Source organism: Nocardioides sp., assembly GCF_025965415.1.
GTDB lineage: Bacteria > Actinomycetota > Actinomycetes > Propionibacteriales > Nocardioidaceae > Nocardioides.
Genome location: NZ_JAOPWY010000032.1, coordinates 57,242 through 78,610, shown reverse-complemented (window position 1 = coordinate 78,610; position 21,369 = coordinate 57,242). Strand labels below are relative to the sequence as shown.

At 72.3% G+C, this 21,369-nt stretch carries 21 protein-coding genes and 1 tRNA gene; 13 read left to right on the top strand and 9 right to left on the bottom strand.

All coding sequences use genetic code 11. From position 1 onward, the window contains the following. From JWN97_RS03945 to JWN97_RS03930, 4 genes are all read right to left on the bottom strand, one after another. On the bottom strand, positions 1-211 hold a 211-nt coding region (locus JWN97_RS03945), incomplete at its 3' end, for an acyl carrier protein (protein ID WP_297618588.1). 74 nt (positions 212-285) lie between these two features. Next, positions 286-1,299 (bottom strand): beta-ketoacyl-ACP synthase III, encoded by a 1,014-nt coding sequence (locus JWN97_RS03940; protein WP_297618585.1) that lies wholly within the window; start codon positions 1,297-1,299, stop codon positions 286-288. Beyond that, on the bottom strand, positions 1,296-2,483 hold the full coding sequence (locus JWN97_RS03935) for an acyltransferase domain-containing protein (protein ID WP_297618582.1): 1,188 nt from the start codon (positions 2,481-2,483) through the stop codon (positions 1,296-1,298). Before JWN97_RS03935 ends, JWN97_RS03940 begins: the two co-directional genes overlap by 4 nt. A gap of 79 nt (positions 2,484-2,562) precedes the next feature. Beyond that, the gene (locus JWN97_RS03930) at positions 2,563-3,735 is read right to left on the bottom strand and encodes a helix-turn-helix domain-containing protein (protein ID WP_297618579.1); all 1,173 of its coding nucleotides are present in this window, start codon (positions 3,733-3,735) and stop codon (positions 2,563-2,565) included. A 199-nt stretch (positions 3,736-3,934) separates the two neighbouring features. Here JWN97_RS03930 and JWN97_RS03925 point away from each other — a divergent pair, with 199 nt between their 5' ends. Continuing rightward, complete coding sequence (locus JWN97_RS03925) at positions 3,935-4,921, top strand: alpha/beta fold hydrolase (RefSeq protein WP_297618576.1); 987 nt, start codon at positions 3,935-3,937, stop codon at positions 4,919-4,921. Between the two features lie 25 nt (positions 4,922-4,946). On the opposite strand, the gene JWN97_RS03920 is transcribed toward JWN97_RS03925, so the two are convergent. Then, positions 4,947-5,333, bottom strand: a complete 387-nt coding sequence (locus JWN97_RS03920; protein WP_297618573.1) for a VOC family protein — start codon at positions 5,331-5,333, stop codon at positions 4,947-4,949. A 97-nt stretch (positions 5,334-5,430) separates the two neighbouring features. Here JWN97_RS03920 and JWN97_RS03915 point away from each other — a divergent pair, with 97 nt between their 5' ends. After that, positions 5,431-6,108, top strand: a complete 678-nt coding sequence (locus JWN97_RS03915; protein ID WP_297618570.1) for an AraC family transcriptional regulator — start codon at positions 5,431-5,433, stop codon at positions 6,106-6,108. A gap of 346 nt (positions 6,109-6,454) precedes the next feature. Here JWN97_RS03915 and aceE read toward each other — a convergent pair whose 3' ends face one another. Next, on the bottom strand, positions 6,455-9,253 hold the full coding sequence (gene aceE, locus JWN97_RS03910; protein ID WP_297618567.1) for a pyruvate dehydrogenase (acetyl-transferring), homodimeric type: 2,799 nt from the start codon (positions 9,251-9,253) through the stop codon (positions 6,455-6,457). A gap of 199 nt (positions 9,254-9,452) precedes the next feature. Here aceE and JWN97_RS03905 point away from each other — a divergent pair, with 199 nt between their 5' ends. The 8 genes from JWN97_RS03905 to JWN97_RS03870 all read left to right on the top strand — a co-directional run bounded on the left by JWN97_RS03905 (position 9,453) and on the right by JWN97_RS03870 (position 16,605). Then, entirely contained in the window at positions 9,453-9,842 is a 390-nt protein-coding gene (locus tag JWN97_RS03905; RefSeq protein WP_297618564.1) for a DUF3052 domain-containing protein, read from the top strand. After that, positions 9,839-11,479: an AMP-binding protein gene (locus tag JWN97_RS03900; RefSeq protein ID WP_297618562.1), complete on the top strand. Its 1,641-nt coding sequence runs from the start codon at positions 9,839-9,841 to the stop codon at positions 11,477-11,479. Before JWN97_RS03905 ends, JWN97_RS03900 begins: the two co-directional genes overlap by 4 nt. Next, positions 11,476-11,973 carry a peroxiredoxin gene (locus tag JWN97_RS03895; RefSeq protein WP_297618559.1) on the top strand — a complete coding sequence of 166 codons (498 nt, stop codon included), beginning with the start codon at positions 11,476-11,478 and terminating at the stop codon, positions 11,971-11,973. The genes JWN97_RS03900 and JWN97_RS03895 overlap by 4 nt, the downstream gene beginning before the upstream one ends. Positions 11,974-12,174: 201 nt before the next feature. Beyond that, positions 12,175-12,246: transfer RNA gene (locus JWN97_RS03890), tRNA-Val, on the top strand. Between the two features lie 136 nt (positions 12,247-12,382). Beyond that, positions 12,383-13,915, top strand: coding sequence for an AMP-binding protein (locus JWN97_RS03885; protein ID WP_297618556.1), 1,533 nt, complete (start codon positions 12,383-12,385; stop codon positions 13,913-13,915). A gap of 27 nt (positions 13,916-13,942) precedes the next feature. Beyond that, the gene (locus JWN97_RS03880; protein ID WP_297618553.1) at positions 13,943-14,743 is read left to right on the top strand and encodes a Nif3-like dinuclear metal center hexameric protein; all 801 of its coding nucleotides are present in this window, start codon (positions 13,943-13,945) and stop codon (positions 14,741-14,743) included. Positions 14,744-14,760: 17 nt separating this feature from the next. Further along, entirely contained in the window at positions 14,761-15,501 is a 741-nt protein-coding gene (locus JWN97_RS03875; RefSeq protein ID WP_297618550.1) for a C4-type zinc ribbon domain-containing protein, read from the top strand. Between the two features lie 12 nt (positions 15,502-15,513). Beyond that, positions 15,514-16,605, top strand: a complete 1,092-nt coding sequence (locus JWN97_RS03870; protein ID WP_297618547.1) for an FUSC family protein — start codon at positions 15,514-15,516, stop codon at positions 16,603-16,605. A 7-nt stretch (positions 16,606-16,612) separates the two neighbouring features. On the opposite strand, the gene yaaA is transcribed toward JWN97_RS03870, so the two are convergent. After that, complete coding sequence (gene yaaA, locus JWN97_RS03865) at positions 16,613-17,392, bottom strand: peroxide stress protein YaaA (protein WP_297618544.1); 780 nt, start codon at positions 17,390-17,392, stop codon at positions 16,613-16,615. 52 nt (positions 17,393-17,444) lie between these two features. Between yaaA and JWN97_RS03860 the strand changes: the two genes are divergently transcribed. The 3 genes from JWN97_RS03860 (at position 17,445) to JWN97_RS03850 (ending at position 20,096) form a co-directional block, all read left to right on the top strand. Then, positions 17,445-18,905, top strand: a complete 1,461-nt coding sequence (locus JWN97_RS03860) for an RNB domain-containing ribonuclease (RefSeq protein ID WP_297618542.1) — start codon at positions 17,445-17,447, stop codon at positions 18,903-18,905. 73 nt (positions 18,906-18,978) lie between these two features. Continuing rightward, a complete protein-coding gene (locus tag JWN97_RS03855) occupies positions 18,979-19,725 on the top strand; it encodes a CDP-alcohol phosphatidyltransferase family protein (RefSeq protein WP_297618539.1) in 747 nt (248 codons plus the stop codon). Positions 19,726-19,730: 5 nt separating this feature from the next. Then, positions 19,731-20,096 carry a hypothetical protein gene (locus tag JWN97_RS03850; RefSeq protein ID WP_297618536.1) on the top strand — a complete coding sequence of 122 codons (366 nt, stop codon included), beginning with the start codon at positions 19,731-19,733 and terminating at the stop codon, positions 20,094-20,096. Here the strand turns inward: JWN97_RS03850 and JWN97_RS03845 are convergent. Both JWN97_RS03845 and JWN97_RS03840 read right to left on the bottom strand, forming a co-directional pair. Then, positions 20,079-20,813 (bottom strand): zf-HC2 domain-containing protein, encoded by a 735-nt coding sequence (locus JWN97_RS03845; RefSeq protein ID WP_297618533.1) that lies wholly within the window; start codon positions 20,811-20,813, stop codon positions 20,079-20,081. The two genes, JWN97_RS03850 and JWN97_RS03845, sit on opposite strands and share 18 nt — an antisense overlap. Next, a complete protein-coding gene (locus JWN97_RS03840; protein ID WP_297618530.1) occupies positions 20,810-21,328 on the bottom strand; it encodes a sigma-70 family RNA polymerase sigma factor in 519 nt (172 codons plus the stop codon). The genes JWN97_RS03845 and JWN97_RS03840 overlap by 4 nt, the downstream gene beginning before the upstream one ends. Between the last annotated feature and the right edge of the window lie 41 nt (positions 21,329-21,369).

Sequence of the window (21,369 nt, the reverse complement as noted above, 5' to 3'; positions counted from 1 at the left end):
CGCCGACGGTCTTGAGGTTCTTGACCTCGTCGTCGGGGATGGTCACGCCGAACTTCTCCTCGGCGGCCACGACGACCTCGACCATGGAGAGCGAGTCGACGTCGAGGTCGTCCACGAAGGACTTGTCCAGCTGGACGTCGTCGGCGTCGACGCCGGCGACCTCGTTGACGATGTCGGCGAGGTCAGCGCGGATTTCTTCGGTGGTGGCCATGGGGCCTTCCCTTCTTCTTGGGTGTGCTGCTTGGGGTGGTCGGTGGGTGATGCGGGTGGTGCGGGTGCTGCGGACTAGGGGACGGTGACGACCTGGGCGGCGTACGACAGCCCCGCGCCGAACGCGATGAGCAACGCGGTGTCACCGGACCTGGCCTCGCCCTCGGCCATCATCCGGTCGAGGGCGAGCGGGACCGAGGCGGCCGAGGTGTTGCCCTGGTCGGCGACGTCGCGGGCGATCCGCACCGTGCTGGGCAGCTTCATCGATCGGGCCATGGCGTCGATGATGCGCATGTTGGCCTGGTGGGGCACGAAGACGTCGAGGTCGTCGAGGGTGATGCCGGCAGCGTCGAGGGCCTGCTGGCCGATCTTGGCCATCGCGAAGGACGCCCACCGGAAGACCGGGTTGCCCTGCATGGTCAGGTGCGGCATCACACCGCTGCCGGGCACCTCTGGGCTGCCGACGACGTCGCGCCAGTCCTCCCGCTGCCGGATCAGGTCGAACTGCTCGCCGTCGGAGCCCCACACGACCGGGCCGATGCCCGGGGTGTCGCTGGGTCCCACGACGGCTGCTCCCGCACCGTCGGCGAAGATGAAGGCGGTGCCGCGGTCGGTGAGGTCGAGGATGTCGGTGAGGCGCTCGACGCCGACGACCAGGACGTAGCGCGCGCTTCCGGCACGCACGATGTCGGAGGCCAGCGCGATGCCGTGGCAGAACCCGGAGCACGCCGCGGAGATGTCGAAGGCCGCGGCGTGGTCGGTGCCGAGCTCGTGGGCGATCGCGGTGGCGACGGCCGGGGTCTGGAGGAGGTGGCTGACCGTGGCGACCACGACGCAGTCGATCTGGCCGGCGTCGAGGCCCGCGCGCTCGATGGCGATCCGGGACGCCTCGACGGACATCATCTGGACGGACTCGTCCGGGCCGGCCCAGCGGCGGGTCTTGATGCCCGAGCGCTGTTGGATCCACTCGTCGCTGGAGTCGATCGCGTCGACGACGTCGGCGTTGGGGACGAGGCGGACGGGCCGGTAGGCGCCGACGCCGAGGATGGCCGCGTGCGGCGAGCCGGTCGTGGTGGTGAGAGTGGTCATGAAGGCGTCCCCTCCGGGTGCAGGCGGAGCAGGGGCTGACCGGGGGAGACGAGGTCGCCGTCCTCGACGAGCCACTCGACCACCGAGCCGCCGTGGGCGGCGGTGATGTCGGTGCGGTCGCGCAGGCTGGCGACGGCGCCGATCACGTCGCCGGCGCCGAGCAGGTCGCGCTCGGCCGCCTCGGGGGAGATGTGGAAGGTGCCCTTGGCCGGGGAGACGACCATGCGCCAGGTGGGGGTGGTCTCGATCTGCGAGGCCTCCCCGTGCTTGTCGCAGAAGTCGCGGGCCGCGTCGAGCTGGTCGGGCGTCTTGAGGGCGAAGGTCTCGACCCCCTTGAGCGCACGCTTGGCGATGCCGGTGAGGGTGCCTGCCGGAGGCATCTCGAGGATGCCGGTCACGCCGAGGTCGCTCATCGTCTCCATGCACAGGTCCCAGCGGACCGGGTTGGCGATCTGGCCGACGATGCGTCGGAGCACCTCGCGCCCGTCGTGCACGACCTGGCCGTCGCGGTTGGAGATCAGCGGCGTGCGCGGGTCGTGGGTCGAGACCGAGCGGGCCAGGGAGCCCATCCGCTCGACGGCGGGCGCCATGTGGGTGGTGTGGAAGGCGCCGGCGACGCTGAGCGGGATCAGCCGCGCCTTGGCCGGCGGGTCCTCCGCGAAGGCGGCGAGCTGCTCCATGGTGCCGGCGGCGACGACCTGGCCGGCACCGTTGTCGTTGGCGGGGGTGAGCCCGTGACGCTCGATCGCGGCGAGGACCTCGTCGCGCTCGCCGCCCAGCACCGCGGTCATCCCGGTGGCGGTCGTGGCGGACGCGGCGGCCATGGCGTTGCCGCGCTCGCGGACCAGCACCATCGCCTGCTCCGCGGTGATGGCCCGGGCACCCGCCGCGGCGGTCAGCTCACCGACGCTGTGGCCGGCGACGGCGCCGATGCGCGAGAACGTGTCGGCGGGGTGGGGGAAGACGTCGAGCGCGGCGACCAGGCCGGTCGCGACCAGCAGCGGCTGGGCGATCTTGGTGTCGCGGATCGTCTCCGCGTCGGCCTCGGTGCCGTAGTGGGCGAGATCGATGCCCGCGACCGTGGCCAGCCAGTCGAAACGGGCGGCGAAGACCGGGTCCTCCAGCCAGGGCGTGAGGAATCCGGGGGTCTGGGCCCCTTGACCGGGAGCGACGATGACGAGCACATGACCACTCTGACGGGTCGCGAGGCGCCGGCGCGGGTCCGACGCCGACGAAACTCACCCGGTGATCGTTGTAGGTTTCCTACAACTCGGTGCGGCCCGACTGGCGGCCGAGGATGAGCGCCAGCTGGAGAGCGAACGCCTCCCGGGGACGGGTCGGCGACCAGCCGGTGACCTCGGAGATCTGCCGCAGCCGGTAGCGCACGGTGTTGGGGTGCACGAAGAGGGCACGGGCGGTGCCCTCGATGGACGAGCCGTGCTCGAACCAGGCGCCGAGCGTCTCCAGCAGGGTGCCGCGGGTGGCCATCAGCGGCAGGTAGACGTCGTCGACCAGGTGGCGTCGGGCGTGGCCGTCGCCGGCCAGCGCGCGCTCGGGGAGGAGGTCGCGGCTGGCGACCGGCCGCGGCGCGTCGGGCCACCCGCTTGCGGCCCGGTGTGCGGACAGGGCAGCGCGGGCGGAGGCGCTGGCATGGGCGAGGTCGGCGGTCACGGGACCGACGACGACCGGCCCGTCGCCGAAGTGGTCGAGCAGGCGGGTCGCGGCCTTCAGCGGGTCGGTGACGCCGCCGAGCACGACGACGAGCCGCTCGCCCTGGGTGGCGCAGAGGGCGTCCATGTCGCCCGCGCGCGCGGAGCGGCGTACGGACTCGAAGACGTCGAGCTCCGCACGGTGCGGGGGCACGGCGCCCAGCACCACGGCCACGTCGCCGTGGGCGCCCCACCCCAGCGCGCTCGCACGGGAGAGCACGGTCTCGTCGGCCTCGGCGCGGACGACCGCGTCGACGACCAGCGCCTCGAGGCGGGCGTCCCAGGCGCCGCGGGACTCCGCCGCGCGGGCGTAGACCGCGGCCGTGGCGAAGGCGACCTCGCGGGCGTAGAGGAGGACGGCGTCGTGGACCTCGCCGACGTCCTGGGGATCGAGGAGGGCGTCGATGGTGGTCTCCACGACCCGGATGCTCAGCCGCACCAGCTCCACGGTCTGCTGAAGCGAGATGACGCCGGTGAGCTCGCGCGGCGCGGCGCCGAAGACCACCACGTCGAGGGGGTCGTGCGCCGTCGCCTCCACCTCGACGTCGTACCACTCGACGAAGCCGCGGATGCCGGCCTGGACGATGAGGCCGACCCAGGAGCGGTCCTCCGCGCTGAGGTCGTCGAACCACGGCAGGTCGCTCGACATCCGCCCCGTCGCCGCCGTGCTGAGGACCCCGGACGAGTTGCGCAGGGCCTCGGCCGCGCGGCGTCTGGAGGCAGGCATGGCACGACTCTAGTGGCGTGTCGGCCGTAGTGGGATTCCCACGAAGCCGTGGAGTGCCTGGCTGTGGCCGGTGAGGTCACGAGTCGGTCTCGGCGTGGGTGCCCCGACCGGCGACCAACCACGCTCTGGTTGAATCCGGGACTTGTCCTGGTCCGAGTCCGGTCCGGGCCCGGTCCAGGCCCGAAGGGGTGGAGGTCGAGTGCCGCGTCACCACAGCCCGCACGTCCGGTACGTCACGGTGCACGGCCACCGTCGGGCGTACGTCCGGATGGGGTCGGGTCCGGTCGTCCTGCTGCTGCACGGGCTGGCCTGCGACCACACGACCTGGGCGCCGGTGATGGAGTCGCTCGCGCGCACCCACACGGTCATCGCACCCGACCTGCTCGGTCACGGCCGGTCCGACAAGCCGCGGGCGGACTACAGCGTCGGCGGCTACGCCAACGGGATGCGCGACCTGCTCACCGTGCTGGGCATCGACAGCGCCACCGTCGTCGGGCACAGCTTCGGCGGGGGCGTGGCGATGCAGTTCGGCTACCAGTACCCCGAGCGCACCGACCGCCTCGTCCTGGTCAGCTCGGGAGGCCTCGGCCCGGAGGTCACGCCTGCCATCAGGGCGATCACCACGCCCGGCTTCCACCAGGTGATGGGCGTGCTGTCGGCGCCCGGGCTCCGTCAGCTCACCACGACCACCATGCGGCTGCTCTCGCGCAGCGGCGTGAGCCAGCTGCGCGACCTCGACGAGGTCGCCGACATCTACGACTCCTTCAAGGACCCGCGCACCCGCGCGGCCATCCGTCACGTGGTGCGCGCCGTCGTGGACTGGAAGGGCCAGATCGTCACAATGGCCGACCGGGCCTACCTCACCGAGGCGATGCCGATGTGCGTGATCTGGGGCGCCGACGACCTCGTGATCCCGGTCGACCACGCCAGCAACGCCAGCGCCCTGGCCCCGACGGGGCGGATCGAGATCATCCCCGACGCCGGCCACTTCCCGCACAAGGACCACCCTGAGCGCTTCGTGAGGATCGTGCGCGACTTCATCCGCACGACCGAGCCCAGCCGGCACGACCGCGAGCGCTGGCGCGAGCTGCTCGACGAGGGCGCGCTGATGACACCGACCCAGGCCGAGGCCGGGGAGTCGCCGCTCGCTCCGGTGCACGCCGTACGACGCATCGCCGGCGCGTAGCGCTCCGCCGACCGGCCTCCCGCGATCAGCCCCAGCTGGCCGCGTCGGTCAGGCAGAACGGGTGCCCGGCCGGGTCGATCAGCACCCGCCACGTCTCGCCCGGCTGCGGGTCGGCGAGCCGAGCCCCGAGCGAGACCGCCCGCTCGGTGGCCGCGTCGAGGTCGTCGACCGCGAGGTCGAGGTGGAACTGCTTGCGGCCGCCCTCGTCGGGCCACGACGGCGGCTGGTGGCCCTCCACCCGGCCGAGGCCGAGCGCCGGACCGCCGTCGGGCGTCGTGAGCATCGCGTAGTCGTCGGTGCTGGCTGCCACCTCCCAGCCCAGCAGCGCCGACCAGAACTCGGCGGACGGCGCGACCTCCGCGCAGTCCAGGGTCACCATGGCCATCCGGGCCGTCTGCTCCTGCTGGGACACGGTCTCTCCTCTGCTCGTCCTGCGGGTACAGACCCACCCTCGCACCGTGCGGTCCCGAGCCGCTTGGACAAAGGCGACAGCCACCTAGGGTGATCGCGTGCCCACCCGATCGGGTCGCGCCCAGGCGGCGATCATGCGACCGAGCCGCGCCGAGCAGCGGATCGAGGTCGGGCGGGCGGAGCCCTCCGCCGACCTCGCCGGCCTGGTGGACTACTTCTGGTGGGTCCGGTGGGACACCCCGGATCCGCACGTGCAGGAGGTCGTGCCCCGCCCCGTCGTCCACGTCTCGGCCGAGGTCGTCGCCGGCGCGCCGCGGCTGCTCGTGCACGGGGTGCACCCGCGGATGTTCCACCGACGGCTGGAGGGATCCGGGCACACCGTCGCCTGCGAGCGACCGGAGGACGGCGCCGGCGTGCTGGCCACATGGCTCCGGCGACTGGACCCGCGGGAGGACCCACAGGTCGCCACGCTGGCCGAGCTCGTCGAGCGCGTGGAGGAGGACACGTCCCTCGTGCGCGCCGAGCAGGTGGCCGAGCTCGCCGGGGCGAGCCTGCGGACGCTGCAGCGCCGCTTCGGGTCGTACGTCGGGATCGGCCCGAAGTGGGTGGTGCAGCGCTTCCGCCTGCTCGACGTCACCTCCGCCGCGCACGGGGAGGACGAGGTCGACTGGGCGGAGCTGGCGCACCGGCTCGGCTACGCCGACCAGTCCCACCTGATCCGGGCCTTCACGCAGCTGGTGGGCCACCCTCCCGCGGCGTATGCGCGGGAGGCGTGAGTCACCAGGTGTTGCTGAACCGGTCCGCGGTCTTGCCTCAGCGGGTGATTTCGACGCGACCGATGCGGCTTCGCAAGCTCAGCCGCAGGTCTTGCTCAACCGCCAGTGAGGATCTCCGTGCTCGTTCCTCGCACGGATCCTGGGGCTGGTTTCGACGCGACCGATGCGGCTTCGCAAGCTCAGCCGCAGGTCTTGCTCAACCGCCAGTGAGGATCTCCGTGCTCGTTCCTCGCACGGATCCTGGGGCTGGTTTCGACACGCCGTCGCGGCTTCGCAGGCTCAGCCGCGGGCTCGCTCAACCCGACGCCAGGGAGGATCTCAGTGCTCGTTCCTCGCACGGATCTCCTCAGGCGTCGCCGCCTTCCTGCTTGACGTCCTTGACCGCGGTCGGGTCGTCGATCCGGTAGCGCTGCGCGGCCTCGACGACCTTCTCCACCGGGACCTCGCCGGCGTCGGCCAGGGCCTGGAGCGCCTGGACGACGACGCTCTGTGCGTCGATGTGGAAGAAGCGGCGGGCGGCCGGGCGGGTGTCGGCGAACCCGAAGCCGTCGGCACCGAGCACGCGGTAGTCGGCCGGGACCCACCGCGCGATCTGCAGCGGCACGGCCCGCATGAAGTCGGACACGGCCACGACCGGTCCCTGGGCGCCGGACAGCTTGTCGCGGACGTAGGCGGAGCGCGGCTCCTCGCCGGGGTTGAGCAGGTTCCACTGCTCGGTGGCGGCACCGTCGCGGGCCAGCTCGTTCCAGGACGTCACGGACCAGAGGTCGGACTGCACGCCCCACTCCTCGGCCAGCAGGCGAGCCGCCTCCTGGACCCAGGGGAAGCCGACGCCGGAGGCCATCAGCTGGACGCGCGGACCCTCGCCCTCGGCGACCGAGACCCGGTGCAGCCCCTTGAGGATGCCCTCGACGTCCACATCGGACGGCTCGGCCGGCATGGAGACCGGCTCGTTGTAGACGGTGAGGTAGAAGATGACGTTCTCGCCGTCACCGTCGTCGCCCCCGGTGCCGTACATCCGCTCGAGACCGTTCTGCATGATGTGGCTGATCTCGTAGGAGAACGCCGGGTCGTAGTGGACGACCGCCGGGTTGGTCGCGGCGAGCAGCGGCGAGTGACCGTCGGCGTGCTGGAGGCCCTCGCCCGTCAGCGTCGTCCGACCGGCGGTGGCGCCGATCAGGAAGCCGCGGGCCAGCTGGTCGGCCATCGCCCAGATCGAGTCGCCCGTGCGCTGGAACCCGAACATCGAGTAGAAGATGTAGAACGGGATCATGTGCTCGCCGTGCGTGGAGTACGCCGACCCGGCGGCGGTGGCGGAGGCCATCGCACCCGCCTCGGAGATGCCCTCGTGCAGCATCTGCCCCTGGGCCGACTCCTTGTAGGAGAGCAGCATCTTGCGGTCGACCGACTCGTACTGCTGGCCACCGGGGTTGTAGACCTTGGCGCTCGGGAACATCGAGTCCATGCCGAAGGTGCGGTACTCGTCCGGCGCGATCGGGACGACGCGCTCGCCGATCTCGGGGTCCTTCATCCAGTCGCGGAGCAGGCGGACGACGGCCATGGTCGTGGCGAACTTGTTCTTGCCCGAGCCCTGCTTGAGCTCGGCGTACAGCTCGTCGCCGGGGAGCTTGAGCGGCGTGGCCCGGTTGACGCGGCGCGGGATCGAGCCGCCGAGGGCCTTGCGGCGCTCGAGCATGTACTCGATCTCCGGCGACTCGGCGCCGGGGTGGTAGAACGGCGCGCCGCCGGTCTTCTCGTAGGACTCCTCGAGGTCGCGGTCGCTGATCGGGAGGTAGAGCCGGTCGCGGAACTTCTTGAGGTCCGGGAGGGTCAGCTTCTTCATCTGGTGGGTGGCGTTCTTGCCCTCCAGCGCGTCGATCGTCCAGCCCTTGATGGTGTGGGCCAGGATCACGGTCGGCTGACCGGTGTGCTTGGTCGCGGCGTCGAAGGCGGCGTACACCTTGCGGTAGTCGTGGCCGCCGCGGGGCAGCTTCTCGATCTGCGAGTCGGACATGTGCTCGACCATCTTGCGCAGGCGCGGGTCACTGCCGAAGAAGTGCTCGCGGACGTAGGCGCCGTCCTCGGTGGAGTAGGTCTGGAACTGACCGTCGGGCGTGGAGTTCATCCGGTTGACCAGCACGCCGTCGACGTCCTTGGCGAGCAGGGCGTCCCACTCGCGGCCCCAGATGACCTTGATGACGTTCCAGCCGGCGCCGCGGAAGTTGGCCTCGAGCTCCTGGATGATCTTGCCGTTGCCGGTGACCGGTCCGTCGAGCTGCTGCAGGTTGCAGTTGATCACCCAGGTGAGGTTGTCGAGCTCCTCGCGCGCAGCGACGCGGATGGCGCCCAGCGACTCGGGCTCGGCCATCTCGCCGTCGCCCATGAAGGCCCACACGCGCTGCTGGTCGGTGTCCTTGATGCCGCGGTTGTCGAGGTAGCGGTTGAACCGCGCCTGGTAGATCGAGCCGATGGCGGTGAGGCCCATCGAGACGGTCGGGAACTCCCAGAAGTCGGGCATCAGGCGCGGGTGGGGGTACGACGGGAGGCCGGCGCCCTTGCCGTGCTGGACCTCCTGGCGGAAGCGGTAGAGCTGCTCCTCGCTGAGCCGTCCCTCCAGGAAGGCGCGGGCGTAGACACCCGGCGAGCCGTGGCCCTGGATGTAGATCTGGTCGCCACCGCCCTCGTGGTCCTTGCCGCGGAAGAAGTGGTTGAAGCCGACCTCGTAGAGGCTGGCCGAGGACTGGTAGGTGGCGATGTGCCCGCCGACCTCGAGGCCCTTGCGGTTGGCGCTGGACACCATGACCGCGGCGTTCCAGCGGATGAAGGCGCGGATCCGGCGCTCGGCCTCCTCGTCACCGGGGAACCACGGCTCGCGCTCGGGCGGGATGGTGTTGATGTAGTCGGTCGAGCGCAGGGCGGGGACGCCGACCTGCTTCTCGCGGGCCCGCTCGAGCAGGCGCAGCATGACGTACCGTGCGCGGTCGCGGCCGCGGTCGTCGAGCATCGCGTCGAAGGACGCGAGCCACTCCTGGGTCTCGTCGGGGTCGATGTCCGGCAGCTGGGTGGGGAGCCCCTCGTGGATCACCGACGCGATGGCCGGAGTCGGCCTGGTCGTGCTCTCCGGGGACTTCTCGGCGTCACTCACTCGCTCATCGTGTCACGCGAGTCGCCGCCGCGAAATCTACCCACCGGTAGTCCCAATTGTCCTCGACGCACGCCGTGCGCCATGCTCGGCAAACGGACCGGGGTTGCGGCGTCTGCCCAGTTCGGGTGGACTATGTGCACCCGAACATTGGAGGTACTGCGTGAGCTCGACGGTGGGCGATTCTGCCCAGGCGACAGGTATGGGAGACCGGCTGGGCCTGAAGCCCGGCATGGTGGTCCAGGAACTCGGCTGGGACAACGACACCGATGACGAGCTTCGCGTCGCGGTCGAGGACTGCATCGATGCCGACATGGTGGACGGCGACTACGGCAATGTCGTGGACGCGGTGCTGCTGTGGTGGCGCGACGACGACGGCGATCTCGTGGACGGCCTCGTGGACGCCCTGACCGACCTGGTGGGTGGCGGCTCGATCTGGTTGCTGACGCCCAAGGTGGGCCGACCGGGCACGGTCGACGCGGCTGACGTCGCCGAGGCGGCGCCGATCGCGGGACTCTCGCAGACGACCACGGCGGCGGTCAGCAAGGAGTGGCAGGCGACCCGCCTGGTTGCTCCGAAGACCCCCGCGTGACCGGCGGCCTCGCCGGCACGCTGACGTCCACGCTGACGTCCAGGGTGGCCGGCCTCGGGACCACCGTGCGCGTCCTCGGGCGGGCCGGCGTCATCCGCCCCTACGGCCCGCGGACCCTGGTCAGCCTCGGCCTCGTCCTGCACCGCTGGGGGACGGGTCCGGCCGGCGGCTTCGCCACCCTCGCCGCCCGCTCGCCGCACCAGGTGGGGGTCGTCGACGAGCTGGGCGAGCTGACCTGGGGTGAGCTGCACCGCCGCTCCAACTCCCTGGCACGGGCGCTCGCGGAGCGCGGTGTCGGTGAGGGCGACTCGGTGGCCGTCATGTGCCGCAACCACCGGGGCTTCGTCGACGCCTCGATCGCGGTCGCCAAGCTCGGCGCCGACATCCTCTACCTCAACACCGCCTTCGCCGGCCCGCAGCTCGTCGACGTGCTCGAGCGTGAGGCGCCCAGCCTGGTCATCCACGACGAGGAGTTCACCGACCTGCTCGCCGGCGCCCACGTCGAGCGGCGGGTGCTGGCGTGGACCGACGGTGACGGCGGCTCCGAGGAGACCCTCGAGCAGCTCATGTCGGCGTACGACGAGGGCGACCTGCAGCCGCCCGACCGCCACGCCCGGATCGTGATACTCACCTCCGGCACGACGGGGACGCCGAAGGGCGCCCCCCGCAAGGAGGCGGGCATCGACGCGGCCGTCTCGCTGCTCTCGCGGATGCCGCTGCGCGCGGGGTGGCGCACCCACATCGCGGCGCCGCTCTTCCACACGTGGGGCTTCGCGCACCTCGCCCTGGCGATGCTGCTGGGCTCGACCGTCGTGCTGCGCCGCTCGTTCGACCCGCTCACCGCGCTGCGGACGACCCAGGACGAGCGGTGCCAGTCGCTGGTCGTGATCCCGGTGATGCTGCAGCGGATGCTCGCGCTCGACCCGGCCGAGCTCGAGGGGATCCACCTCGACCGCGTCGAGGTGGTCGCGTCGTCGGGCTCGGCCCTGCCGGCCACCCTCGCGCAGGCCTGGATGGACCGCTTCGGCGACAACCTCTACAACATCTACGGCTCCACCGAAGTGGCCTACGCCTCCATCGCGACACCGGAGGACCTGCGCGCGGACCCGACCTCGGCCGGCCGGCCGCCGTACGGCACGGTCGTGAAGATCCTCGGCGAGGACGGTGCCGAGCTCCCGCAGGGGGAGACGGGCCGCATCTTCGTGGGCAACGGGCTGCTCTTCGAGGGCTACACCCACGGCGGGTCCAAGGAGGTCGTCGACGGCCTGATGTCGTCGGGCGACGTCGGCTTCTTCGACGCCGACGGGCGCCTGCACGTCGCCGGACGCGACGACGACATGATCGTCTCGGGTGGCGAGAACGTCTTCCCGCAGGAGGTCGAGGACTGCCTCGTGGCGCACGACCGGGTGCACGAGGTCGCCGCCGTCGGCGTGCCCGACGACGACTACGGCCAGCGGTTGCGCGCCTTCGTGGTGCGCACCGGCGAGGTGACCGCCGACGAGCTGCGCGACCACGTGCGGGCCAACCTGGCGCGCTTCAAGGTGCCGCGCGAGATCGTGTTCCTCGACGAGCTGCCGCGCAACGCCACCGGCAAGATCCTCAAGCGCGAGCTCGCCCAGCACGAGGACGACGCGTGACACGCCAGGGACTGTGCCTCGGCGACGAGGCACCCGACTTCGTGCTGCGCGACCAGTTCGGCCAGGACGTCCGGCTCAGCGACTTCCGCGGCCGCAAGGCAGTGGCGCTGCTGTTCTTCCCGTTCGCCTTCACCGGCGTCTGCACCGGCGAGCTCGCCGGAGTGCGCGACCGGCTCGACGAGTTCCTCACCTTCGACACCGAGGTGCTCGCGCTCTCGTGCGACTCCGTCTACGCCCTGCGCACCTTCGCCGAGAGCGAGGGCCTCAACTTCCCGCTGCTCTCCGACTACTGGCCCCACGGCGCGGTGGCCTCGGCATACGAGGTCTTCGACGAGGTCAAGGGAGCCCCGCGCCGGTCGTCGTACGTCGTGGACCGCGAGGGCCGGTTGCGCTGGGCGGTGCACAACGCCAACCCCGACGGCCGCGACCTCGACGAGCACCTCCGCGAGCTCCACAGGGCCGTCTCCTCAGCGTGGTCCACGCCACCGGTCTAGACCGGCCCGGGCACTTTCTCGGATTCCTCGGACGGCCTTGCGAGCTCGTGTAATCTTGGACTTGTTGAGCCGCTGGTGACCCGAGACGCCAGCGGCTCGACTCATTTCTCCCGGCGTTCCTCGCCGTGTTTCTGGTCGGGCCGGACCGTCCCGTAGTCTGTGCCAGCCTCGTCGCCCGCCCCGGTGGTCGCGACGGCATGCGCGTCGGTAGCTCAGCGGTAGAGCACTCGGTTTACACCCGAGCGGTCGGCGGTTCGAAACCGTCCCGACGCACGCCTGTCCCAGCCCGGACCGCTCGGCGAGCCGAGCCCCCCGCCGGTCGCACACCGGTCCCCGCCTCGTCGTGCGCGGCTTGTGGCGCATGCCACAGTTGCCCCACCTCTGCCAGGTCATGAGATGGGAGCTGCCCGTGATCGTCCCCTTCAGCGTCACCGACTTCATCGAGCGCGCCGCCGCGGTCTACGGCGAGCGCGTGGGCTTCATCGACGAGCCGGACCAGCCGGCCGAGTCGCTGGGATCGCTCACCTACGCCGAGGCGTACGAGCTGTCGCGCCGGCAGGCGGCGCGGCTCGACGAGCTCGGCATCGAGGTCGGCGACCGGGTCGCGGTGCTGAGCCACAACTCCTCACGGCTGCTGACGTCGTTCTTCGGCGTCTGCGGGTCGGGACGCGTGCTCGTGCCGATCAACTTCCGGCTGCGTCCCGACGAGATCGCCTACATCGTGGCGCACTCCGGGGCGCGGGTGCTCTACGTCGACCCGGAGCTGGTGGAGTCGGTGTCGCAGATCGACGTCGAGCACCGCTTCGTGCTCGGCGAGGACGCATCGATGTTCGCCGACGTCGGCGTCGAGCCGCGAGAGTGGGAGCCGGACGAGAACGCGACCGCCACGATCAACTACACCTCGGGCACGACCGCGCGCCCCAAGGGCGTGCAGCTGACGCACCGCAACCTCTGGACCAACGCGGTGACCTTCGCCCTCCACGCCGGGGTCACCGACCGCGACGTCTACCTCCACACGCTGCCGATGTTCCACGCCAACGGATGGGGCATGCCCTTCGCGATGACCGGGCTCGGTGTGCCGCAGGTCGTGCTGCGCAAGGTCGACGGCGCCGAGATCCTGCGTCGGGTGGAGCAGCACGGCGTGACCGTCATGTGCGCCGCCCCGGCCGTCGCTGCCGCCGTCCTCGACGCCGCCGCCGACTGGGAGGGGGAGATCCCCGGCCGCGACCGCGTGCGGATCATCATGGCCGGCGCCCCGCCGCCGACGAAGACCGTCGTACGGGTGCAGGAGGAGCTCGGCTGGGAGTTCGTGCAGATCTACGGCCTCACCGAGACCTCGCCGCTGCTCACCGTCAACCGCTCGCGCGCCGAGTGGGACGACCTGTCCGCCGAGGACCGGGCCGCGAAGCTGGTGCGGGCGGGGGCGCCCGCCATCGGCGTACGCCTGCGCACCGACGAGCAGGACGAGGTGCTGGCGCGGTCCAACGTGATCCTCGAGGGCTACTGGGAGCGGCCGGACGAGACCGGGAAGGCGCTCGTGGACGGATGGTTCCGCACCGGCGACGGCGGCGTGATCGGCGACGACGGCTACCTCACGATCAGCGACCGCAAGAAGGACGTGATCATCACCGGTGGCGAGAACGTCTCCTCGATCGAGGTCGAGGACGTGCTGTTCTCGCACCCGGCCGTGGCGGAGGTCGCGGTGATCGGCGTCCCGAGCGAGAAGTGGGGCGAGACCATCAAGGCGCTCGTCGTGCTGGCCGACGGCGCGAGCACCGACGAGGCCGAGCTCATCGCGTGGTGCAAGGACAAGGCTGCGGGCTACAAGGCGCCGACCTCGATCGAGTTCCGCGAGGAGCTGGCGCGCACCGCGACCGGCAAGCTGCAGAAGTTCAAGCTGCGCCAGCCCTACTGGGAGGGACAGGGGCGGCAGGTCAACTGATCGCGGCCCGGTCGCCATAATCAGCGCATGCCCAGCCTCGCGGACGTCGTCGACCTGCTGCACTCCTGGTATCCGCCCGACACGGCCGACTCCTACGACGCCGTCGGCCTGGTCGCCGGGGATCCCGCCGCAGAGGTCGGCAAGGTGCTCCTCGCCGTCGACCCGACGATCGAGGTCGCCCGCGAGGCGGTCGCGTGGGGCGCCGACCTCCTGGTCGTCCACCACCCGCTCTTCCTGACCCCGGTGAGCTCGGTCGCGGCGACGACCCCCAAGGGGCGCACGCTGCACACGCTGACCGCCGGCGGCTGCGCGCTGCTGACGGCGCACACCAACGCCGACCAGGCCGACTCGGGGGTCTCGGAGTCCCTCGCCCTCGCGCTGGGGCTGCACGACCTCACCCCGATCCGGCCGTCCTCCCCGGGGGCTTCCACCGGCACCGGGCGCACCGGCACCACCGAGGAGACCAGCCTGGAGCGGTTCGCGGCACGGGTCGCCGAGGCGCTCCCGGCCACGGCCCACGGCGTACGCGTCGCGGGTGACTCGGAGCGACCGGTGCGGCGGGTCGCGGTCTGCGGTGGGGCCGGTGACTTCCTGCTCGACGAGCTGGTCGGGAGCGACGTGGACGTCTTCGTCACCAGCGACCTGCGACACCACCGGGCGGGGGAGTTCCTCGAGCACGGGGGCCCGGCCCTGGTCGACGTCGCGCACTGGGCGGCGGAGTGGACCTGGCTCCCGGTGGTGGAGGGTCGGCTGCGCACCGCGATGGGCGATAGGGTCGAGACCCGGGTCAGCACGCAGTGCACCGACCCGTGGTCGTTTCGCTACTGAAGTCCTCAGGAGAGCCGTTGAAGGCCGATCCCACCCACCAGCTCGCGCTGCTCGTCATCGCCGATCTCGACGGGCGCGCCAGCCAGCTGCGCCACCGGCGCGCCCACCTCCCGGAGCTGGCCGAGATCGCCTCGCTGCAGGCCGAGCGCACCGCCCTCACCGACCAGGTGCGCGACGCGCGCATCGTGGTCGACGACCTGGCGGTGGAGCAGGCCAAGGCCGACCGCGAGGTCGAGCAGGTCAGGGCGCGTCGCGAGCGCGACCGCACGCGGATGGACTCCGGGCAGATCACCCAGCCCAAGGACCTCGAGCGGATGCAGCACGAGCTGGTGTCGCTGGAGCGGCGCATCACGACGCTCGAGGACGCCGAGCTCGAGGTGATGGAGGCGCTCGAGGAGGCCCAGCAGGTGCTGACCGGACTGGGCATCCGCGCCGAGGACATCGACGCGAGGCTGGCCGAGCTGACCGCGGCCCGCGACGACAAGCAGGCCGGGATCGACGCCGCGCTCGCCGAGGTCGCGAGCGCCCGCGGCCCCGCGGTCGAGGGGATGCCCGCCGACCTGATGGCGCTCTACGAGCGGCTCCGCGAGCAGAAGGGCGTGGGCGCCGCGCTGCTGCGCGACCGCCAGTGCGGCGGCTGCAACATGACCATCGACCCGTCCGAGATCTCGCGCATCCGCTCGGCCCCGGCCGAGGAGGTCGTCCGGTGCGAGGAGTGCCAGCGCATCCTGGTGCGCTCGGACGACTCGGGTCTCTGAGGCCTCTCGCCGATGCGCCTCGACGCGGAGCTGATGGCAGCGCGCGGCCGGACGTCCTTGCGCGCCCGCGTCGCCCGGCTGCGGGCCAAGGGCTGGGTGATCGGCCAGTGTGCGATCGCCGCCGGCGTGGCGTGGTGGCTGGCCGCCGACGTCTTCGAGCACCGGCTGCCGTTCTTCGCCCCGATCGCGGCGGTGGTCTCGCTGGGCATGTCCTACGGCCAGCGCCAGCGCCGGGTCGCCGAGGTGACGGTGGGCGTGGCGCTGGGCGTGCTGCTCGGCGACGTGACGACCCACCTCATCGGCTCCGGCGGATTCCAGATCACGCTGATCGTGGCAGCCGGGATGTCGATCGCGCTGCTGCTCGACGCGGGGCAGCTGATGATCATCCAGGCGGCGGTCCAGGGGATCGTCGTGGCCGCGCTGGCCCCGGCGCCGGGGGACGCGTTCCTCCGCTGGACCGACGCACTGATCGGCGGGGCCGTGGCGCTCGTGGCGGCCACGGTCGTGCCGCGGGCACCCCTGCGCAAGCCGCGCGACCAGGCAGCAGTGGTGGTGCGGAAGATCGCCGACCTGCTCCGCTCCGCGGCTGACCGCCTGGGCGACGGGGACGTCGACCTCGCCCTCGCCACGCTGCGCGACGCCCGCTCGACCGACGTCCTCATCGCCGAGCTGCGGGCCGCGTCCCAGGAGGGGCTGTCCGTGGTGAGCTCCTCGCCCTTCCGGCGGCGGCACGGTGAGCACCAGCGCCAGCTCGCCGACCTCGTCGAGCCCCTCGACGTGGCCCTGCGCAACACCCGCGTCGTGGTGCGCCGGGTGGCGGTGGCCACCTACCGCCGCGAAGCCGTGCCCACGTCGTACGGCGCCCTGCTGCGGGACCTGGCCACCCTGGCCGAGCGGGTCGCCGACGAGCTGGTGGCCGACCGGATGGCCACGGCCGTGGTCGAGGACCTCATCGCCCTCGGCCGCGCGACGGCGTCGGTGGAGCACAGCGCCGACCTGTCGGCGGAGGTCATCCTCGCGCAGGTGCGCTCGATCATCGCCGACCTGCTGGCGCTGTGCGGGATGGACCCGCTCGAGGCGACCGACGTGATCCCGCTGCGCTAGCCGCCGCTCAGACCTCGCTGACGACGACGTCGAGCTGGGTGCCCTTCGCGGTCGGTGTGCCGAGCTCGACCCTCCAGCCGAGGCGGCGGAGCGTGTCGGCCAGGGCCTTCGGGCTGCGCGGATCGGCACCGTCCTCGAGGAGCGCGCGGACCAGGCGGCCCTTGGTGGCCTTGTTGAAGTGGCTGACCACGGCGCGCCTCCCGCCCGACTCGTGGAGCACGCGGACGGTCGCGACCCGCCGGGCGACCTCGGGGGTCGGCCTCCAGAAGGCGGCGTACGTGCTGGAGCGGAGGTCGACGAGCAGTCCCTGTCGCATGCCGTCGGTGACAGCCTCGCCGAGGACCTCGCGCCAGACGCCGGCGACCGAGCCGAGCTCTGGCAGCACGGCGTCTCCGGAGAGGCGGTAGGCCGGGATCCGGTCGCCCGGGCGCACGAGCCCGAACAGCGAGCTGGTCACCGCCAGGCGCGAGGTCGCGCGCCGGCGCGCCGCGGGGGAGAGGGTCGCGGGGTCGAGGGCGTCGTAGAGGACGCCGGTGTAGATCGCGTCCGCGCGCGCCGTCGGAGCGCTCGCGAGGCCCGCGTTGCGCTGCACGAGGTCGCGCTGTGCGGGGCCGAGGCCCAGCACCTCGGCGGCGTGGTCCGGGTCGTCGCGGCAGAGGGTGACGAGCGCTTCCAGCAGCGCCGTACGCGTCGCGGTCAGCGAGGGTGACGCGAGCGCGGCGAGGTCGAGGGGCTTGCCCCGGCGCGGCGCGGTCTTGCCCTCACTGGGCGGCAGCAGGATCAGCACGCCGCACAGAGTAGGCAGCGCTCCGTCGCCACGTGTGGCTAGGGTCGTGGCCATGCCCAGCAACCGTGTGGTGAAGGTCCGTTCCAGCGGCGACAGCGTCTCCGCGCAGGAGATGCGCGACGGCATCGCCGCGATCCAGCAGGAGCTGAAGGTCTCGCCGGGATTCCCCGAGGCCGTGGAGAAGGCGGCTGCCGATGCGGCGGCCGACCCGCGCCTGCCCGGCCTCGACCGCACCGACATCGAGCTCGTGACGATCGACCCCGAGTCGGCCCGCGACCTCGACCAGGCGATGCACATCGAGCGCGACCCGGACCACCCGGGCGGGTACGTCGTCCACTACGCGATCGCCGACGTGGCCGCCTTCGTCACTGCCGGTGACCCCGTCGACGTCGAGGCCAACCGCCGCGGCGAGACCCTCTACGGCGCCGACTCCAAGATCCCGCTCCACCCGACCGTGCTGAGCGAGGGCGCGGCGTCGCTGCTCCCCGACGAGGTGCGACCGGCCCTCCTGTGGACGATCAAGGTCGACGAGACGGGCGAGGGCACCGACGTGAAGGTCGAGCGAGCGCTGGTGAAGTCGCGCGCCAAGCTGTCCTACGAGGGCGTCCAAGCCGACCTCGACGCCGGGCGCGCCGGTGAGCTCATCGGCCTGCTGAAGGAGGTGGGCGAGCTGCGGCTGGCCCGCGAGGCGGCGCGCGGGGGCGTGTCGTTGCCGCTGCCCGAGCAGGACCTCGTGGAGAGCGCCGAGGGCCACTGGGACCTGGAGTTCCGCCGGCTGACGCCCGTCGAGAGCTGGAACGCCCAGATCTCGCTGCTGACCGGGATGGCCGCGGCCTCGCTCATGGTCTACGCGCGCGTCGGCATCCTCCGCACCCTGCCGCCGGCGGATCCCCGCGACGTCCAGCGCCTCCACCGCACCGCCCGGGCGCTGGGGATCGAGTGGCCGGCCGAGCAGCTCTACCCCGACTTCATCCGCACGCTCGACCCCTCGAGGCCCACCCACGCCGCGATGGTCGTCGCGTGCACCCGGCTGATGCGCGGGGCGGGCTACGTGACCTTCAACGGCGAGCTCCCCGAGCTGGCGCAGCACTCGGCGCTGGCCTCCGAGTACGCCCACGTCACCGCACCCCTGCGGCGCCTCGCCGACCGCTACGCCGGCGAGGTCTGCGTGGCGCTGTGTGCGGGCACCGAGGTGCCCGACTGGGTGCTGGCCGCGATGGTCGGGCTGCCCGACACGATGAGCGAGTCGGGGCGGCGGGCCAACCAGTACGAGAACGCCATCGTCGACCTGTGCGAGGCCGAGCTGCTCTCGGAGCGGGTCGGCCAGTCCTTCTCCGCCGTCGTCGTCGAGATCTCCGAGAAGGACAGGACCAAAGGCGACGTCACCATCGAGGACCCCGCCATCGAGGCCTCGGTCGCCGGCGACGCCGAGCTCCCGCTGGGCGAGGAAGTGACCGTCGAACTGGTGCGGGCCGACCCGTTGGCGCGGAAGGTGGCCTTCCGGCTGGCCTGAGCCGTCCCCCGCGGTGAACCCCCCGCGGCTCCGCGTCGTACTCCTCACGACGGCGTCGCGTGAGGAGGCCACGGTGATCGGTGTGCGTCGCGGCCTGCTGGCCGCGGTCCTGAGCCTGCTCGTGATGCTGCTCGTCCTCCCCGGAGTCGGTCCACGTGGCGCCACGACCGGACTGGCGTGCGGCGTCGTGCTCGCCGTCGCGACCGGGCGTCGCGCGGTCGTCGACCGGGTCGAGGTGCTCGGTCCCGCCGACCTGGTCACCATGACCCGGGCGGTGCTCGCGTGCGGCGTCGCGGCGCTGGTGGCCGAGTCGCTCCTCACCTCCGTGGACGTCGTCCCCGCGCTGGTCCCCGTCACCGTGGTGGCGCTGGCGCTGGACTTCGTGGACGGACGGGTCGCGAGGCGCACGGGCACGGCCTCGGCGTTCGGCGGCAGGCTCGACGGCGAGGCCGACGCCTTCCTCATCCTCGTGCTCAGCGCGTACGTCGCCCGCTCCGCCGGCGCCTGGGTGCTGGCGATGGGGCTGGTCCGCTACGCCTACGCCGTGGTGACGTGGCTGGTGCCGTGGATGCAGCGACCGCTGCCCCCGCGCTACTGGCGCAAGGTGGTCGCTGCCGTCGCGGGGATCACACTGGCGCTGACCGCGTCGGGCTACGCGCCGCGTGGCGTGACCCTGGCCGCGCTGGTGCTCGCGTGGGTGCTGCTGGCGGAGTCCTTCGGCTGGGACGTGGTCTGGCTGTGGCGCCGCCGCCCCGCGCGGGTGAACCGCACGGACCCCCACGCCGTACACCTCGACATGACCCTCGAGCAGAACAGGTGATCGCGATGCGCATCCTGACAGCCCTCGCGGTGCTCGTCTCGGCGGCGGTGCACCTCTATCTCTGGCTGGACTTCGCCCGGGACGACGACGTCCTCGGGCCCTCCTTCATGCTGAACGCCGTCGGTGGCGCCGTCATCGCGGTGCTGCTGCTGGTGTGGCAGCACTGGGTGCCGGCCTTCCTGGCCGTGGGCTTCGGGCTCTCCACGCTGCTCGCGTTCGTGCTCGCCACGACCGTCGGGCTGTTCGGCGTCACGGCGAACTGGACCGGGTGGGCGGTGTGGGTCGCGGCGGTGTCGGAGGTCGTCGCGGTGCTGGCGGGTGCCCGGCTGCTGGCGGCGGACAACCCGCTCCGCTCACGCCTCGACCCGTAGCACCACCCGGCCGCCGGTGGTGCGGACCTCGACGGCGGCGATGTCGCTGCGCGCCACGGAGGTGGCGGCAGGCACGCGCATCGTGGTGCCGTCGACGGAGGCCCAGCTGCCCACCTGCTCGGTGCTCCCGTCGCGCGCGGTCACGAAGAGCAGGTAGTCGACCTCGTCGGGGAGCGCGACGTCGACCCAGTCGGCGTCGTACGTGCACGTGACCAGGAGCCGCGTGCCCCACGCGACCTGCTCCAGGGCCACGTCGGCCTTGACCGGCACGTCGCCGAGCGGGGCCATCGCGAGCGTCTCCACGTCGGCCGAGGGCGCGCTGGTGCTCGTGCTCGTGCCCGTGCCCGTGCCCGTCACGGGGGCGGGGTCGTCGCCGCGGTCGAGGACCGTCGGGACGCTGACGGCCACGACCACGGCCGCCGCTGCTGCGAGGCCCGCGACCACGACCGTGCGCCGCCGCCGACGGGTCTCCACCGCCCGGTTGAGCGCGGGCAGCAGCGTGGCCGGGAGGGGCGGGTCGACCGGCGGGTCCTCGAGCACCCGCGGGTCGACGAGGTCGAGGAGCCCGGGCATGCCTGCCAGTGCCCGGACGGTGCGGGAGCACTCGTCGCACGTCTCCAGGTGCCGCTCGAACTCCAGCCGCTCGGTCGGGCTCAGTGCGCCGAGGACGTAGGACGCGTCGTGGTGGGCGAAGGAGCACCTCAGGTGGGTGTTCACGCGCTCATCCCCATCTCCTCGAGGGCCAGCCGGAGGGCGCGCAGGGCGTAGTGGGTGCGGGACTTCACCGTGCCCGGGGGGACGCCGAGACGTCGGGCCACCTCGGCGACGGGACGGCCGCGGTAGTAGCACTCCAGCAGCACGGTGCGGTGGTCCTCGGAGAGGTGGGTGAGCGCCTCCGCGACCACCCACGAGAGGAGGAGCCGGTCGCTCTCGTCGTCCTCGACGGCGCGGCGCTGCTCGGGGACCTCGGCGACCGAGGTCTCGGGCCGCGCGCGCCGGCCGCGCCAGTCGTCGATGACGATGTTGCGCGCGACCGTGAACAGCCATGAGCGCACCGCCGCCGGAGGGCTGTCGAGGATCGCGCCGTGGCGCCAGGCGCGCAGGAGGGTCTCCTGGGTGACGTCCTCGGCACGGGCCCGGTCGTGACCGACGAGGCTCAGGCAGAAGCGCCAGAGCACCTCGGCGTGCTCGTCGTGCACGTGCTGCATGAGCGCGACCTCGTCCTTCGGCATGTCACCCCTCCCTCCGGAGAAGACGCGCGGCGTGCGGGAAC

Bases quoted from the DNA above. Each gene is read 5' to 3' on its own strand.
- JWN97_RS03940 (WP_297618585.1), bottom strand. From the start codon at position 1,299: ATGACCACTCTCACCACCACGACCGGCTCGCCGCACGCGGCCATCCTC.
- JWN97_RS03930 (WP_297618579.1), bottom strand. From the start codon at position 3,735: ATGCCTGCCTCCAGACGCCGCGCGGCCGAGGCCCTGCGCAACTCGTCC.
- JWN97_RS03905 (WP_297618564.1), top strand. From the start codon at position 9,453: ATGGGAGACCGGCTGGGCCTGAAGCCCGGCATGGTGGTCCAGGAACTC.
- JWN97_RS03880 (WP_297618553.1), top strand. From the start codon at position 13,943: ATGCCCAGCCTCGCGGACGTCGTCGACCTGCTGCACTCCTGGTATCCG.
- JWN97_RS03870 (WP_297618547.1), top strand. From the start codon at position 15,514: ATGCGCCTCGACGCGGAGCTGATGGCAGCGCGCGGCCGGACGTCCTTG.
- JWN97_RS03860 (WP_297618542.1), top strand. From the start codon at position 17,445: ATGCCCAGCAACCGTGTGGTGAAGGTCCGTTCCAGCGGCGACAGCGTC.
- JWN97_RS03850 (WP_297618536.1), top strand. From the start codon at position 19,731: ATGCGCATCCTGACAGCCCTCGCGGTGCTCGTCTCGGCGGCGGTGCAC.
- JWN97_RS03840 (WP_297618530.1), bottom strand. From the start codon at position 21,328: ATGCCGAAGGACGAGGTCGCGCTCATGCAGCACGTGCACGACGAGCAC.